We start from the raw sequence: 15,626 nt of genomic DNA on the forward strand, positions 1-15,626 counted from the left end.
CCCCTGAGGCGTGCCACGCTCCGTCCGCACCGCCGCAACACTCCGCGCGCAGAGTGGACGCATGAAATTCCAGGTCCTCTCGATCGTCCACCACACCCCGCACCCGCTCACCGAAGAACTGCTCACCGCCGCCGACCGGTTGGAGCAGGTCGTCACGCCCGGCGAGACCGCCGAACGCCTCGGCTTCGACGCGTACGCGATCGGCGAACGCCACGCGGGCCCGTTCCTCTCCTCGGCCCCGCCGTGCTGCTCGCCACCCTGGCCGCCCGTACCACCCGGATCCGGCTGCTCACCGGCGTCACCGTCGTCGCGATCCTCGATCCCGTCCGGGTCGCCGAGGACTGCGCCACCCTCGACCAGTTCTCCCGCGGCCGGCTCGAACTCGTCGTCGGAAAGGGCGCGGAGGCGGGTCACTTCGCCCTCTTCGGCCTGGACGAGGAGCGGCAGTGGGACCTCCAGAAGGAGAAGTAGGAGCTGCTGCGCCGCCTCTGGTCGGAGGAGGGCGTCGACTGGGAGGGCGAGTTCCGGCCGCCGCTGAAGAACGTCACCACCGTGCCGTCGCCCACTACCGCGAGAAGTTCGAGGAGTACGGGCACGACCCGGCCCACGCGCGCGTGGCGGCCGGTTCGGGCTGGCTGCTCATCGCCGACACCGCCGAGCGCGCGGTCGCCCGCAGTCCACGGCCGAGCAGACCGAGACGCTCCAGCGCTTCGCCGAGGAGATCGCGCCGGTCGTCCGGAGGGAGGCGCCGAGCACGCTCTGGGAGGAGTGAGACCGCCGTGTGCGGAGGTGAGTTCCTGGGTAGTCGATCAAGGCCGCACGGGTTTTCGGGGATGTCCGGGGGCTGCGGGCGGACCGCCGGAAAGCCGTAAGGTTGGTCCGTACGACAGGAACTTCGAAAAGGAGGCGCTGGGTGATCGAGCTCGAGGGGGTACCCGAGCTGATCGACCCGGTCATGGTGGCCGCGTTCGAGGGCTGGAACGACGCCGGCGACGCCGCCTCCACCGCGGTCGCCCATCTGGACCGGGAATGGAAGGGCGAGGTCTTCGCGGCGCTCGACGCCGAGGACTACTACGACTTCCAGGTCAACCGGCCGACGGTCTTCCTGGACAACGGCGTCCGGAAGATCACCTGGCCGACGACCCGGCTCTCCGTGGTCCGGATCGGCGGCGACAAGCCCCGTGACCTGGTGCTCGTGCGCGGGATCGAGCCCTCGATGCGCTGGCGCTCCTTCTGCAACGAGCTGCTCGCCTTCGCCCATGAGCTGGGGGTGGAGATGGTCGTGATCCTGGGCGCGCTGCTCGGGGACACCCCGCACACCCGGCCGGTCCCCGTCAGCGGGGTGACGTCCGATCCGGACCTGGCGCGGACGATGGACCTGGAGGAGACGCGGTACGAGGGCCCGACGGGCATCGTCGGCATCCTCCAGGAGGCGTGCACCCACGCGGGCGTGCCCGCGGTGAGCCTCTGGGCGGCGGTGCCGCACTACGTGTCGCAGCCGCCGAACCCGAAGGCGACGCTCGCGCTCCTCAACCGGCTGGAGGACCTGATCGGTCTCCGCATCCCGCTGGGCGAGCTGCCCGAGGACGCGCGGGCGTGGCAGCTGGGCGTGGACCAGCTGGCCGCCGAGGACAGCGAGGTCGCCGAGTACGTGCAGACGCTTGAGGAGGCCAGGGACACGGCCGAGCTGCCGGAGGCCTCGGGCGAGGCGATCGCCCGCGAGTTCGAGCGCTATCTGCGGCGGCGTGAGCCGGGCACCGGGCCCGGGGGCGGCCCCGGGGTGGCGACGGAGGGGGGCGACTTCCTGCGGGACACCGGGAGCGGCCGGCCGAGGCCGCCGAAGCCGGAGCGCCCGGGACCGGAGCCGGGATCGGTACCGGAGCCGGGGTCCGCACCGGAAGCGACTCCCGCTCCCGAGGAATCCGCCGAGGGAACCGCCGAAGGAACCACCGAGGAGTCTTCCGCCGAGGACTCTTCCGGTGAGAGCGGGACCGGCGAGTCCGAGCAGTAGACGTCGAGCCGGTGGACATCGGTACGGGAGGGGTGCCCCAGGGCGCCCCTCCCGTACGCGTGTCAGGCCGTCAGGCGCTCACGCCGTCAGGCCCGGACTCGCGGTCACGCGCAGGTGAACCGGGCCGCCGCCCAGTCCCCGTGGTCTCCGCTCTTCGACCCGTTGGTGTCCGTGATCCGCAGCCGGACGTGCCGGGCGCCGGTCACGTCGACGTCCACCGGCAGCGTCGCGGAGGCGCCCGTCAGCCGCGGTGAGGTCCACAGGACCTTGCCGTCCGCCTCGACGGAGAAGGCCACGTCCCCGTAGCCGTTGATCTCGTCGTCGATGCCGACGTCGGCGGTGAAGGCGGTGCAGCGCCCGCCGAGGTAGACCTCGATGTCGGAGTCGGCGTGAGCACCGATCCCCTTCTCGTAGGTCTTCCCGGCCAGCGTGAGCGTCCGGCCGTCGGAGGCGCCGGACTCGCCGTTGGAGCGGTCGCGTTCGGGCGGTCCCCAGCCGTTCGTGGCGCGCAGCCAGACCAGGTCGCTCGCCCAGGCGTCGGCCGCCGGCGGCGGGGGCATCACCCCGACCGCGAACCGCTGCGTGGCGGTGCGGTCGGTACCGGCCGCGCGGTGGCGGGCGGTCGCGGTGAGGGCGGCCTCGCCGGGCTTCGCGTCCGCGGCGGGGGTGACGGCGACCTCGACGCGCCGGGTGGTGCCGGCCGGGATCCGGCCGATCGGTGCGGCCGGGGTGACCTGCCAGCCGGCCGGGGCGCCGAGCGTGACGCGGACGTCGGTGGCGTCGCGGTCGCCCGCGGTGACGTCCACGGCGACCGTGCCCGGGGCGCCCGCGCCGAGCTCCTGCCCGGTGGGTGCGGCGAGGGCGGCGGACGCGCCCGGTACGGCGCCGCCGACCGCGCTGGTCTCGGTCAGCCGCAGATCGAAGCCGCGGTCGGTGGGCAGGGCGGCGGTCTTGACCCGGACCACTCCCCCGCGCTCGTCGCGGTCGTACCACCAGCCCTGGGCGGCGGCGTCGAAGGCGGCTCGGGAGGTGAGGGCGGGCAGCCTGGTCCCGTCGAGCCGGACGGCGCCGGGGGCGTCGCCGGTGTGGACGGTGAAGGCGTACGGCCGGGCGGTGGGCTTTCCGGTGTACGAGCCCTGGCTCGCGCCGATGCGGACGGTCACGTCGCCGGGGCCGCCGTTCGGGGCGCGGACCTCGGCGCGCTGGGTGGCGTACAGGCCGCCGCGGTGTTCGCGGGTGACGCCGTCGTCCTCGTACAGCTCGAAGGAGGAGCTGCCCTTCGGGTACACGTCCCAGGCGATCGGGTCGCCGGGGGCGCGGTCGGTGTACGAGCGGATGTCGCCCGGCCACATGGGGACGGTGGCCCCGGCCCGGACGAAGAGGGGCAGGGTGTCGAGCGGGGCGCTGTAGTCGTCGAGGGTGAGCGGGCCCTCGTACGTGCGGCCGCTCCAGTAGTCGATCCAGGTGCCCTTGGGGAGGTAGATGCCGTCGCGTTCGACGGCGTCCTGGTAGACGGGGGCGACGAGGAAGTCCTCGCCGCTGAGGAACTCGTACTTCGCGGCCTCGCTCGCGGCCTTCGGGTCGTCCGGGTATTCGAGGGCGAGCGGCCTGGCGAGGCCCACGCCGGTCTTCGTCGCCCGGTGGGCGTGGCTGTAGATGTACGGGAGCAGGGCTTCGTGGAGCTTGAGGGAGGCGCGGTTGATCGAGGTGTACGGCTCGCCGTACCGGAAGGGCTGCTTGTCGTTGGCCGCCCAGCCGTCCATGGTCATCGTGACCGGCAGGAAGGTCTTCCACTGGAGGTCGCGGGTGTAGGTCTTGGCGCTGCCGCCGAAGATCCCGTCGACGTCGCCGGTGGTGTAGGCGAGGCCGGACATGGAGGCGCCGGCGTAGGTCGGGATCTGCCAGCGGATGTACTCCCAGGTGCCCGACTGGTCGCCGGACCACTGGACGCCGCAGCGCTGGGCGCCGGACCAGCTCTCGGGGGCCCAGGTGAAGCCGCGGGCGTCGCTGTACGCCTCGATGCCGGCGTGGGCGTCCTTGCAGCCGTCGAGGGCGAACTTGTACCCCGCGCCGACCCAGGCGACGTCGAGCTTGGCGACCCGCTGGCCGGCCTTGACCTGCTCTTCGAGCTGCCCGATGCCGTCCTCGGTCCACAGGCCGAGCTTCATGCCGCGCTCGCCGAGCCCGGCGGAGGCCTCGGCGAGGTTCTCGTAGCCGCAGCCGTAGCCGTCGTTCACGAGCATCCAGCCGTTGGGCATGTCGTTCTCGACGTAGCCGTCGGCGACCTTCAGCGCGTCGAGCGTGTGGCGTTCGCCGCGGTTGGCGTTGTGGAGGTAGCAGTCGGCGTCGCCGATCTCCAGGCCGTACACGGGCGGCATGAAGGGCTTGCCGGTGAGGCGGGTGTACTGGCCGATGACGTCCTTGAGGGCGTCGCGGCCGGTGCCGGCGAAGTAGTAGGCGTCGAAGCGCTGTTCCTTCGCGGTGGTGGTGACGGGCTCGGTGAAGGCGTAGGTGTTGGGCGCGTAGGTGTTGCGGTAGACGCCGTACCCGGCGGAGGAGAGGTAGAAGGGGACGGAGTTGGGGTGGCCGCCGTCGTTCCAGTTGTAGTCGACGCCCACCTCGACCGTCTTGTCGCGGTGGGTGGTGTTGCCGCGGCCGTTCTGCATGCCGGCGCCGTAGAACTGCTCGTCGGCGCCCCTGGCGAGGGTCTGTGTGGTGCGGTCCTGGTTCCAGGTGAGGCCCTGGGACTCGGACCAGAGCGGGGTGCCGTCGGCACGTACGGCCGAGAAGCGCAGCGGTGATTTGGTGACGCGCAGGGTCACGTCGGCGGTGCCGAGCTCGTACCGGTCGCCGAGGTCGCTCCAGCGGGTGGCCGGGGGCGGTCCCTGGGGCAGGACGATGTCGGTGCCCGTGGGGTCGGTGAACCTGCCGTCGGGGGCGAGTTCGATGCGGAAGGTGTCGGCGGTGACGAAGGAGACGCGGGCCTCCGCCTGGCCCGCGGTCAGGCGGTAGACGGCTCCGTCGGCGGCGAATCCGGTGACGTCGCCGACCGTGGTGTCCGCGTTTTCGGTGGGGTTCGCCCGAGCACTGCCACCGGGTCCCGCGAAGGCGGTGAGCAACCCGAGCAGTGCACCGGCGACTGCAGCTCTCATGCGCATTGATGATTGCATGAGGCCTATTTAGCGCAGATTCGAGCATCACGACAGGACAAAAAGGAACCGCCCCCGGACTTCGTCAAGAAGTCCAAGGGCGGTTGCACTCACGGGAGTTGCACCGCGGCGCTCGCTACAGGGCGACGCCCAGGAGCGCGTCGACGGCGCGGGAGACGAGACCGGGGGCGGACTCGTCCGTGCCGCCCTCGGCGGTCTGGAGCGCGGCCCAGCGGTCGACCGCGGCCAGGGCCGCCGGGGCGTCGAGGTCGTCGGAGAGGGCCTCGCGGAGCTCCTCGACGAGCGCGTCGGCGGACGGCCCGTCGGGGCGGGAGACCGCGGCACGCCAGCGGTCGAGGCGCTCCACGGCGTCCTGGAGGACCTGGTCGGTCCACTCCCAGTCGGCGCGGTAGTGGTGGGAGAGGAGCGCGAGCCGGATGGCGGCCGGGTCGACGCCGTCACGGCGCAGCCGCGAGACGAAGACGAGGTTGCCCCGGGACTTGGACATCTTCTCGCCGTCCAGGCCGACCATGCCGGCGTGGACGTACGCCTTGGCCATGGGGAACTCGCCGGTCAGGGCCTGGGCGTGGGACGCCCCCATCTCGTGGTGCGGGAAGATCAGGTCGGATCCGCCGCCCTGCACGTCGAAGCCCATGCCGAGGTGGTCGAGGGCGATGGCGACGCACTCGATGTGCCAGCCGGGACGCCCGGCGCCGAGGCTGGCGCCGTCCCAGCTCGGCTCGCCCTCGCGGGCGGCCATCCAGAGCATCGGGTCGAGCGGGTTCTTCTTGCCGGGGCGCTCCGGGTCTCCGCCGCGCTCGGCGGAGAGGTGGCGCATCAGCTCGGTGGTGTAGTTCGAGACCTGACCGAAGTGCGGGTCGGCGTCGACGGAGAAGTAGATGTCGCCTTCGAGCTCGTACGCGGCCCCGGAGTCCCGGAGCTGCTCGACGAGCGGGACGATGCCCGGTATGGCCTCGACAGCGCCGATGTAGTGCTGCGGGGGCAGCATCCGCAGGGCGGTCATGTCCTCGCGGAAGAGGGCGGTCTCCCGCTCGGCGAGGCCGACCCAGTCGATGCCGTCACGGATGGCTCGCTCCAGCAGCGGGTCGTCCACGTCCGTCACGTTCTGGACGTAGTGCACCTGCCGCTTGGTGTCGAGCCACACGCGCTGAACGAGGTCGAACGCGTTGTAGGTCGCCGCGTGACCCATGTGGGTCGCGTCGTACGGCGTGATGCCGCATACGTAGATACGGGCGACGGGGCCGGGGGCGAGGGTGACTCGTCCGCCGGTCGCGGTGTCGTAGATCCGGAGGTCGCGGCCCTTGCCGGGAAGGGCGGGGACCTCAGAAGCGGGCCAGGCATGCATGACCCGAGCGTAACCGGACAGGTGTTCCGGATACGAACCGGATCCGGGATCTTGACCGATTAGGCGCTCTTGCGGGTCGGAGGCGCGCGTGCATACCCCCCAGGGGTGCAGGCCCGTTCCGCGGGTGGTGGCCGGAACTTTTCGGTCCGCCCACGAAGGCCCGAAGGCCGGTCCTCACCGCCGATACGGCGGTCCGCGGGTACGTCGGACGGGTGGTTCACCGGACCGGTAGTTCGTCAGGTCGCCGGCCCCTCACGTCCCGGCACGTCAGGTCGCCGGTACGTCTGACCGGACCTGACCGGCCGTACGTCAGACCGGCCGTACGTCAGACCGGCGGCCAGGGGATCGCCGGCCACAGCCCGGAGGGCTCCGGGTGCCGCCCGCTCGCCCGCAGCGCGGCCACGCGCGCGCGTACCGCCGTCACCTCGGCCCCGGTCAGCAGCTCGGCCAGACGGGTCGCGAGCGGCTCTCCGGGCGCCAGGGACCGGTCGAGGCCGTCGAGGACCGCGACCGACTCGGCGGGCAGCTCCTCGCCCGCCCAGCCCCAGAGGAGCGTGCGCAGCTTGTCGTCGACGTGGAAGGTGACGCCGTGGTCGATGCCGTACAGGTGCCCGTCGGGCGCCGGGAGCAGGTGCCCTCCCTTGCGGTCGCCGTTGTTGATGACGGCGTCCAGGACGGCGAGGCGCCGCAGCTCCGGGGTGTCGGCGTGGACGAGGAGCGCCGTGCGGTCCTCGGCGATCTGGGCGGGCCCGACGGCCTTCCAGCCTTCCCCGGCCTCCTCGTCCTCGGTGAGCGCGAGAAGCCGCGCCTCCGGGTCGGACTCGATCCACAGCTGGACCATGCCCTCCCCGTACGGGCCCTCACGGAGCACCGTCGGCGGGATCAGGCCCCAGCCGGTGGCCTCGGAGATCTCGTACGCGGCGACCTCGCGCTGCGCGAGGGTGCCGTCCGGGAAGTCCCACAGGGGCTGCTCCCCCTGGACCGGCTTGTACACGCAGGCCGCCTCGCGGCCCTCGTACGCGACGGAGCAGTACAGCACGGCGTTGGACGCCTCGCCGACCCGGCCGCGCACGGTGAGCTCACCGTGGGCGAGCAGCTCGGCGGCCGGCAGGGTCTCGGGGCTGCTGCTCATGCTCCGCGGCGGTATCCGTTCTGGCGCGGGCAGACGTGCCCCTCGGGGTCGAGCGGCAGGCTGCACAGCGGGCACGGCGGCCGGCCGGCGTTGACGACGTCCAGGGCCCGCTTGGCGAAGGACCGGGCCTGGGCGCCGGTGAGCCGGACGCGGAGCATCGGCGGACCGTTCTCCTCGTCCTGGAGCATCCGCTCCTCGGCCTCGGCGAGGTCCTCCTCGGACTCCACGTCGAGCTCGACGAGCGCCTGCGCCTCGACGATCAGGCGCTGCTCCTCGCCGTCCCAGGCGAGCGCCATGGTGCCGACCCGGAACTCCTCCTCGACGGGGGCGTCGAGCGGGGCGGTGTCCGCGGTGTCGGTGGGGGCGATCGAGGGCACGGGGGCGTTGCCGCCGGTGCGCCGCACGACCTCGTCCAGCAGTTCGTCTATGCGCTCGGCGAGCGCGGTGACCTGAGCCTTCTCCAGGGAGACACTCGTGACCCGGCCGCTCGCGGACGCCTGGAGGAAGAACGTACGGCGGCCAGGCAGTCCGACCGTGCCGGCCACGAAACGCTCCGGTGGGTCGTAAAGGAACACCTGACGCGACACGTTCCCGGCTCCCTAAGGTCTCGACAGTGCTACTACAGCGGCGCGTCCACCCTACTGCGCGAAGGGATCACGGTGCGCCCGCACCGCCCCCGACCTCCGCCGCGCCACCGCTGTCGGGGGCCTCGCGGGGGACGAGTCCGGCGAAGTCGCCGGTGTCGCCGAGACGGGACAGGAAGGGGCGCAGCCGCGTGTAGCGGATGACGGTGACCGAGCACGGATCGACGTGGATGCGCTGGAAGAGGTCGAGGTGGAGGCCGAGGGCGTCCGCCACGATCGACTTCACGATGTCCCCGTGCGAGCACATGAGGTACGTGGCGTCCTCGCCGTGCTCGGCCTCGATCCGGGCGTTCCAGTCCCGTACGGCCTCGACGGCGCGGGTCTGCATGGCGCGCATGGACTCGCCGCCGGGGAACGCCGCCGCGGAGGCGTGGGACTGGACGATCTCCATGAGGGGTTCGTCGCCGAGCTCGGCGAGCTTGCGGCCGGACCAGTCGCCGTAGTCGCACTCGCTGATCCGCTCCTCGACATGGAGCGGAAGCTCCGGGCGGGCGTCGAGGAGCGGCCGCAGGGTCTCCCGGCAGCGCTGGAGGGGGCTGGAGACGGCGGCGGCGATCGGAACGCCCGCGAGACGCCCGGGGAGCGCGGCGGCCTGCGCCGCGCCGCGCTCGTCGAGCGCGATCCCGGGCGTGCGCCCGGCGAGGACCCCGGAGGTGTTCGCGGTGGAGCGTCCGTGCCGGACGAGGATCAACGTGGCCATGCCGGCCAGCCTAGGCGCACGCGCGTGCGTGGTGGCGGACTGCAGGGGAGAATACGGCGCGTGATCGTGGACTCAGCCATCTACCGGGACGGGCGCCGGACCGCCGGGCCCGCCGACCTGTCCGACGCACTGGACGAGGCGCGGACGAGGGGGGACGCCTTCCTCTGGGTGGGACTGCACGAGCCGTCGGAGGCGGAGTTCGCCCATGTCGCCGCCGAGTTCGCGCTGCACCCGCTGGCCGTCGAGGACGCGCTGAAGGCCCACCAGCGGCCCAAGCTGGAGGTCTACGACGACTCGTTGTTCGTGGTGCTGAAGCCGGTCGTCTACGAGCCGGAGAGCGACCGGGTCTCCTCCGGCGAGCTGATGCTCTTCGTCGGCGACTCGTTCGTCGTGACGGTCCGGCACGGCGAGGGCGCCGCGCTGGCTGCGGTGCGGAAGCGGCTGGAGGCCGAGCCGGCGGTGCTGAGGCACGGGCCGACGGCCGTGCTGTACGCGGTGAGCGACGCGGTCGTGGACCACTACCTCGACGTGGCGGGCGAGCTGCAGGTGGACCTGGAGGAGCTGGAGGCCGACGTGTTCGCGCCGACCGGCGGCAATCCGTCGAACACCGCGGAGCGGATCTACACGGCGAAGCGGCAGGTCCTGGAGTTCCGGCGGGCGAGCGGCCCGCTGGCGGGGCCGCTGGCCCGGTTGACGGCCGGTTCGGTGCCGTTCGTGAACGAGCACGCCCAGCCCTTCTTCCGTGACGTCAACGACCATCTCCTGCGCTCCAACGAGCAGGTGGAGGGGCTCGACCGGCTGCTGTCCGACGTGCTCTCGGCCCATCTCGCGCAGATGGGCGTGCGGCAGAACGACGACATGCGGAAGATCTCGGCGTGGGCGGCCATGGCCGCGGTCCCCACGATGATCGCGGGGATCTACGGCATGAACTTCGACCACATGCCCGAGCTGGGCTGGACCTGGTCGTACCCGGCGCTGATCGTCCTGATGGCGGGGTTCGTCGCCGGGCTGTACCGGCTGTTCAAGCGGCGCGGCTGGCTGTGAACGGGGGCCCCGCGTGTCAGAAGGCGGGGGCGGCGGTCATGGGCCCTCCGAGGGCGTCGCGCCGCTCGGGCATCCTCAGGTCGACCATCCTGTGCCAGCCGGCGGCGCGCTCGTACACATACATGCCGCGGATCCCGGCGGCGAGGGCGGCTGCCTTGGGCTTGGGCCAGCGCAGGATGCGGCCCATGTGGCTCATGACGGCGAGGCTGACGTCCCGGTAGACCTGGATCTCGGCGAGCGCGGACTCGCGCAGGGTGCGCTGGATGAGCCGGCCGTGGCCCTCGCGGGCCAGTCGGAGCAGTTCCTCGTGGCAGTAGGCGAGGTGGTTCGCCTCGTCGTTGTCGATCATGTGGATGGCCCTGCCCAGTTCGGGATGGTCCCCGAAGTACGTGACGAGCATGTCCATCTGGTCGGCGGCCCGCTGCTCGGTGACCCGGCTGTGGGAGAGGTAGACGACGATGTCCGACTCGGTCAGGGGCTCGTCGCGGCGCAGCCTGTCGTGGGCGAGGCCGATCCCGCGCTGTTCGAGGAGCATCGTGTAGTCGGCCTCGTGCGGCACGGGTACGGGTTCCAGGCCGCGCTTCTTCATGAGTGCGTTGAAGATGCGGCCGTGCTTGTCCTCGTCGGCGCCGTGACGGGTGATCTTGGGCGCGAGTTCGCGCATGCCGGGCGCGACGAGAGCGGCGATCCGTGCGTTCTCCCAGCCGCCCTGGGACTCGCCGCTGGCGGCGATGGAGCAGAAGAGCTGGAAGGACTCGTCGTCGTCGATGATTTCCTGGAACAGGCTCTTGGCCGTGAGCATCGCTGCCACCTCCGTGCGGTCACCGCACTTCGTCGCCCCCGGAACAACGAGTCAAGTGCGGTCCGGGGCGAGCGGCAACAGGAGGGCCGGGCGACTCGGCCGAAAGAGTGAGGGCCGGGGGCGTAACCGGTGGCCTTGTGGAGCCGTTGTGCTGCGTGACGGCCGTGGCGGGGAAGACCCCCGAGCCCCCACCACGGCCGCAGACTCCTTCTCCACGGGCGTTCTCGCACCGATCGGCCCCTGCGGGCCTCACGGGCGTCGACCGCCTGCGCCGGACTCCGTCCGCCGAGTCCGGCGCCGCACCCCTCAGGGTTACGCGAGTCCCGCGCGCTCCATCGCCTCGACGCCCGCCCGCAGGGCCGTCAGCCGCTCGTCGAGCGTGAAGCCGGCCGGGGCGAGGGTGAGGGTCGTGACCCCGGCCTCCGCGTAGGCGGTCATCCGCTCGGCGATCCGCTCGACGGAACCGAGCAGCGCGGTCTGGTCGATCAGGCTCTGGGGCACGGCGGCCGCGGCGCCCGCCTTGTCGCCGGCCAGGTACTTGTCCTGGATCTCGGCGGCCTCCTTCTCGTAGCCCATGCGCTGCGCGAGCTGGTTGTAGAAGTTCTGCTTGCGGCTGCCCATGCCGCCGACGTACAGCGCGGTGTACGGCCGGAAGACGTCGGCGAGGGCGTTCACGTCCTCACCGAGGGCGAGCGGCAGCGTCGGGCAGACGTCGAAGCCGTCCATCGTCAGGCCGGCCTTCTCGCGGCCCGCGCGCAGGTGCCGGAGCGCGGTCTCCTCCAAGTGCTCGGCGGAGGGGAAGATCAGCAGCGCGCCGTCCGCGATCTCGCCGGTCTGCTCCAGGTTCTTGGGGCCGATGGCGGCGATGTAGAGCGGGATGTGCTCGCGCTGCGGGTGGACGGTGAGCTTGATGGGCTTGCCGGGGCCGTCGGGCAGCGGCAGGGTCCAGTGCTCGCCCTCGTAGCTGAGGCGCTCGCGGGTCATGGCCTTGCGGACGATCTCGACGTACTCGCGGGTCCTGGCGAGCGGCTTGTCGAACTTCACGCCGTACCAGCCCTCGGAGACCTGCGGGCCGGAGACGCCGAGGCCGAGGCGGAACCGGCCGCCGGTGAGCGAGTCGAGGGTGGCGGCGGTCATCGCCGTCATGGCGGGCTGACGCGCGGGGATCTGCATGATCGCGGAGCCGACGTCGATCCGTTCCGTCTTCGCCGCGACCCAGGCGAGGACCGTGGGGGCGTCCGACCCGTAGGCCTCGGCGGCCCAGCACACGTCGTAGCCGAGGCGGTCCGCCTCCTGGGCGACGGCGAGGTTGTCGCCGTCCATGCCGGCGCCCCAGTAGCCGAGGTTGATGCCGAGCCGCATGCCACACACCCCTTACCCATCGGTAACGTCCCTGTGAGCGGGACTCTAGCGCGCGGTTCCGACATCCGTCAGGGTCCGGTTGTCCACAGGCTCTCTCCGCGTGGTGCCCTGGCCAGTAATCTCGCGCCCATGGAGCAGAGGCATCTCGGACGTACCGGCCTGCGCGTGTCGCGCATCGGACTCGGCACGCTCACCTGGGGGCGGGACACCGACGAGCACGACGCCGCCGAGCAGTTGAAGGCGTTCTGGGACGCGGGCGGCACGCTCGTGGACACCGCCGACGTGTACGGCGGGGGCGAGGCGGAGTACCTGCTCGGGCGGCTGATGGAGCGCCTCGTGCCCCGGCATGACCTCGTCCTGTCGACCAAGGCGGGCAGCGTGGCGGACCCCGACCGGCGGACCGACGGCTCGCGCGGGCATCTGCTCGCCGCGCTCGACGCCTCCCTCGCCCGGCTCGGCACCGATCACGTGGACCTGTGGCAGCTGCACGCCTTCGACCCGTGCACGCCCCTGGAGGAGTCCCTGCAGGCCCTCGACATCGCCGTACGGAGCGGGCGGGCGCGGTACGCGGGCGTGGCGAACTTCTGCGGCTGGCAGCTGGCCAAGGCGGGCACCTGGCAGCTGGCCGGGGACCGGACGCGGCTCGCGGGCGCGCAGCTGGAGTACTCGCTGCTCCAGCGGGGCGTGGAGCGCGAGGTGCTCCCGGCCGCCCTGGACCTCGGAATAGGTCTGCTGCCCTCCTCGCCCCTCGGCCGCGGGGTTCTGACGGGCAAGTACCGCAGCGGGACCCCGACGGACTCGCGGGGCGGGTCGGAGACCATGGCGCCCTTCGTCGAGCCGTACCTGGACGAGGCGGCGAGCCGGATCGTGGACGCGGTCGCGACCGCCGCCGACGGGCTCGCCACGACCCCGCTCGAGGTGTCGCTCGCCTGGGTACGCGACCGGCCGGGAGTGACCGCGCCGATCGTCGGCGCGCGCACGGCGCGGCAGCTCACGGCCGCGTTGTCGGTGGAGAGCCTTAGTCTTCCTGACGAGATCTGCCGGGCGCTGGACGATGTGTCGGCGCCTGTGCACCGTTATCCGGATCACGACTGGAGCACCCTGTGACCGAGCCTGCCGGGGAGACCGCGCCCGAGGCGTTCGAGGCCGAGGCCCCCATCGAGGAGCCCGTCGTGGAGCCTGCCGAGGAGCCCGCCGAGGACGTACGAGAGGACGCCACGGCCGTCGAAGCCACCGAGCCGGAGACGCCTGCCGCAGGGGCCCAGGAGGAGGCCGAGGCGGCGGCGGGGGAAGCCGCTACCGCCGAGGCCGGGGCGGAGACCGAGGCCGAAGCCGGGTCCGAAGCCGTCGTCACCGGCGCCGAAACCGAGGACGAGACCGGCGTCGAGGCCGGGGCCGAAGCCGAGAGCGAGGCCGCCAAGGGTTCCGACACGCCCGAGTTGAGCGACGCGCAGGCGGAGCTCGCCGCGCAGCGTGAGCTGCGGGCCAGGATCGAGGCGCGGAAGGCCGAGAAGGAGGGGCCTGTGGCGAGTGGCGCCAAGCTGAGCGGCACGGCGGCCGACCTCCTCGCGGCCGTCCGGGCCGTGGAGGGCGGCGCGGCCGCGGCCGGCGCGTTCTACGAGGCGCCGGAGCCCGCGCCCCGGCGCCCGGCTCCCGGGGCCGCCCCCGCCATGACCGTACGGCCCCCCGCCCGGGGCCCGGCGCCGGTTCCGGCGCCGGGCACCACGGCGGCCGTCCGGGAGGTACTGGCCCGGGGCGGCGCGCCCGAGACGCTGGCCGGACAGGTCGCCGCCGTGCTCGGCGAGGGTGCCGCCGGGGCGCTGCGCGAGGACCCGTGGCAGCTCCTCGCCGTACCCGGGGTGCGGCCCGAGCAGGCCGACGGATTCGCGCGGGCGCTGCTCGGCGCCGAATGCGGGCCCGACGACCCGCGCCGGACCGTCGCCCTGACCGTCTGGCTCCTTGAGCAGGCCGCGCTCCAGGGCCACACCGCTCTGGAGCTCCAGGCCGTGCACGCCGGCCTCGCCCGGCATTCGGTGCCCGATCCGGAGAAGGCCGTCGAGGTGGCCGTCTCCGAGGGGGCCGTCCTCGTCTTCCAGGAGGAGACGGCCGAGGAGCGCGGAACGGACGAGGAGGACCTGGACGAGGCAGCGGAGGCCGAGGCGCCCGAGGAGCCGGAAACGCCTGTTCTCCTCGGGCTCGACCGGTACGCGCTGGCGGAGGAGAGCCTCGCCGACGGTCTCGCCCGGCTCGTCAGGACAGCTACCGCCGACACCTGGGAGGGCTCCGAGCTCGAGCGCGCCGCCGGGGCCCACGGACTCGTCCTGCACACCGGCGGCGAGGCGGCCCGTGCCGAACCGGTCGCGCTCGTCGCGGCCGCCCGCGAGCGGGGCCTGCGCGCGCTGCTCGCGGTCCACGCGGAGGACGGGCGGCGGGCGCTCGGCGACGCCGGGGCGGACGCGGTGACGGTGGCCGCGCTGCTCTCCGGGGCCACCGGTCCCGGCCGCGACGAGGAGGGTTCCCTCGCCCTCGACCTGCTGGCCGTCCTCGACGCGCCGCAGCTCGACGTGGAGGCGGCCGCGATCCTCGTGGAGTCGCTGCCGGACGGCTGCCGGCTGGTGCTGAGCGGCGACCCGGAGGTCCTCGGCGCGCCGGGCGCGGGCCGCGTCTTCACCGACGCGCTCGCCGCCCGGGTGTGCCCGCGGATCGCCTCGCGCGTGCCCGACCCGGGGCCGCTCGGCGAGCTCGTGTCGGGCATCGGCGTCGGCGAACTGAACCAGGTCGAGGCCCCCGGCAAGGAGGTCGTGATCGTGCCCGTGCGGGACGCCGGCGAGGCCGTGCACCGTACGGTCCAGCTGGTCGCCGACTCGGTGCCCCGGGCGATCGGGGTGCCGTCCGAGCAGACCCAGGTGATCACGGTCGGCCACGGCGGCTCGGCGGGGACGCGCGCGCTGAACGCGGCCCTCAAGCAGCGGCTCAACCCCGGCCCCGGCCGCTTCGGCGGCTACGACCCCGGGGACCGGGTGGCGTACGCGCCGGTGCCCGGCCGGACGGTGACGGGGACGGTCGTGTCGGCCGACGCCGAGGGCCTGCGGCTGCGGAGCGGCGGCGACGAGCTCCTCGTACCGAAGGAGCGCGTGGAGTCGGCGCTGCGGCACGGCTGGGCGCTCACGGCGCACCAGGCGGCCGGGGCGCGCTGGCCCGCGGTGGTCGTGGTGCTCCCCGGGGACGCCGCGGCGGGCCTGAGCCGGGCGTGGGTGTACACGGCCTTCGGCCGGGCCGAGCGCCATCTGTCGGTCGTGCACGGCGTGGACCAGGCGCTTGCCCGCGCGGTGGCCGAGGGGGTCGCCCCGGAGCGTACGACGCGGCTGCGTCCCCTGCTGGAGGGCCTCCTCGCCACGCCCGAGGAGTAGGAACGG

The 15,626-nt window shown here is 73.1% G+C and carries 11 protein-coding genes and 1 pseudogene; 5 read left to right on the forward strand and 7 right to left on the reverse strand.

The genetic code is table 11. From position 1 onward, the window contains the following. Positions 1-61: 61 nt before the first annotated feature. A pseudogene (locus ACWFR1_RS24790) lies at positions 62-772 on the forward strand (LLM class flavin-dependent oxidoreductase). A gap of 141 nt (positions 773-913) precedes the next feature. Then, positions 914-2,011 carry a PAC2 family protein gene (locus ACWFR1_RS24795; protein WP_453554645.1) on the forward strand — a complete coding sequence of 366 codons (1,098 nt, stop codon included), beginning with the start codon at positions 914-916 and terminating at the stop codon, positions 2,009-2,011. Between the two features lie 104 nt (positions 2,012-2,115). Here the strand turns inward: ACWFR1_RS24795 and ACWFR1_RS24800 are convergent, their stop codons facing one another. The 5 genes from ACWFR1_RS24800 to ACWFR1_RS24820 all read right to left on the reverse strand — a co-directional run bounded on the left by ACWFR1_RS24800 (position 2,116) and on the right by ACWFR1_RS24820 (position 9,002). Beyond that, positions 2,116-5,181: an NPCBM/NEW2 domain-containing protein gene (locus ACWFR1_RS24800; protein ID WP_453554647.1), complete on the reverse strand. Its 3,066-nt coding sequence runs from the start codon at positions 5,179-5,181 to the stop codon at positions 2,116-2,118. A 115-nt stretch (positions 5,182-5,296) separates the two neighbouring features. After that, complete coding sequence (gene mshC / locus ACWFR1_RS24805; protein WP_453554649.1) at positions 5,297-6,526, reverse strand: cysteine--1-D-myo-inosityl 2-amino-2-deoxy-alpha-D-glucopyranoside ligase; 1,230 nt, start codon at positions 6,524-6,526, stop codon at positions 5,297-5,299. Between the two features lie 325 nt (positions 6,527-6,851). Next, positions 6,852-7,691 (reverse strand): SCO1664 family protein, encoded by an 840-nt coding sequence (locus ACWFR1_RS24810; protein WP_453554758.1) that lies wholly within the window; start codon positions 7,689-7,691, stop codon positions 6,852-6,854. Continuing rightward, complete coding sequence (locus ACWFR1_RS24815) at positions 7,655-8,245, reverse strand: DUF3090 domain-containing protein (RefSeq protein WP_453554651.1); 591 nt, start codon at positions 8,243-8,245, stop codon at positions 7,655-7,657. The genes ACWFR1_RS24810 and ACWFR1_RS24815 overlap by 37 nt, the downstream gene beginning before the upstream one ends. Before the next feature lie 67 nt (positions 8,246-8,312). After that, positions 8,313-9,002, reverse strand: a complete 690-nt coding sequence (locus ACWFR1_RS24820) for a histidine phosphatase family protein (protein WP_453554653.1) — start codon at positions 9,000-9,002, stop codon at positions 8,313-8,315. Between the two features lie 51 nt (positions 9,003-9,053). On the opposite strand from ACWFR1_RS24820, the gene ACWFR1_RS24825 reads away from it, so the two are divergent. After that, complete coding sequence (locus ACWFR1_RS24825; protein WP_453554760.1) at positions 9,054-10,046, forward strand: magnesium and cobalt transport protein CorA; 993 nt, start codon at positions 9,054-9,056, stop codon at positions 10,044-10,046. 16 nt (positions 10,047-10,062) lie between these two features. Here ACWFR1_RS24825 and ACWFR1_RS24830 read toward each other — a convergent pair whose 3' ends face one another. Continuing rightward, entirely contained in the window at positions 10,063-10,848 is a 786-nt protein-coding gene (locus ACWFR1_RS24830) for a ferritin-like domain-containing protein (RefSeq protein WP_453554655.1), read from the reverse strand. A gap of 312 nt (positions 10,849-11,160) precedes the next feature. Next, positions 11,161-12,210, reverse strand: coding sequence for an LLM class F420-dependent oxidoreductase (locus ACWFR1_RS24835; RefSeq protein ID WP_453554657.1), 1,050 nt, complete (start codon positions 12,208-12,210; stop codon positions 11,161-11,163). Between the two features lie 129 nt (positions 12,211-12,339). Here ACWFR1_RS24835 and ACWFR1_RS24840 point away from each other — a divergent pair, with 129 nt between their 5' ends. Together ACWFR1_RS24840 and ACWFR1_RS24845 are read left to right on the forward strand one after the other, a co-directional pair. Then, a complete protein-coding gene (locus tag ACWFR1_RS24840) occupies positions 12,340-13,317 on the forward strand; it encodes an aldo/keto reductase (RefSeq protein WP_453554659.1) in 978 nt (325 codons plus the stop codon). Next, positions 13,314-15,620, forward strand: a complete 2,307-nt coding sequence (locus ACWFR1_RS24845) for a helix-hairpin-helix domain-containing protein (RefSeq protein WP_453554661.1) — start codon at positions 13,314-13,316, stop codon at positions 15,618-15,620. The genes ACWFR1_RS24840 and ACWFR1_RS24845 overlap by 4 nt, the downstream gene beginning before the upstream one ends. The last annotated feature ends 6 nt before the right edge of the window (positions 15,621-15,626 follow it).

This window comes from Streptomyces sp. NPDC055103 (assembly GCF_053607625.1).

Excerpts from the sequence above, each read along its gene's own strand:
- ACWFR1_RS24835 (WP_453554657.1), bottom strand. The coding sequence starts at position 12,210 with ATGCGGCTCGGCATCAACCTCGGCTACTGGGGCGCCGGCATGGACGGC.
- ACWFR1_RS24800 (WP_453554647.1), bottom strand. The coding sequence starts at position 5,181 with ATGCAATCATCAATGCGCATGAGAGCTGCAGTCGCCGGTGCACTGCTC.
- ACWFR1_RS24830 (WP_453554655.1), bottom strand. The coding sequence starts at position 10,848 with ATGCTCACGGCCAAGAGCCTGTTCCAGGAAATCATCGACGACGACGAG.
- ACWFR1_RS24840 (WP_453554659.1), top strand. The coding sequence starts at position 12,340 with ATGGAGCAGAGGCATCTCGGACGTACCGGCCTGCGCGTGTCGCGCATC.
- ACWFR1_RS24820 (WP_453554653.1), bottom strand. The coding sequence starts at position 9,002 with ATGGCCACGTTGATCCTCGTCCGGCACGGACGCTCCACCGCGAACACC.
- mshC (WP_453554649.1), bottom strand. The coding sequence starts at position 6,526 with ATGCATGCCTGGCCCGCTTCTGAGGTCCCCGCCCTTCCCGGCAAGGGC.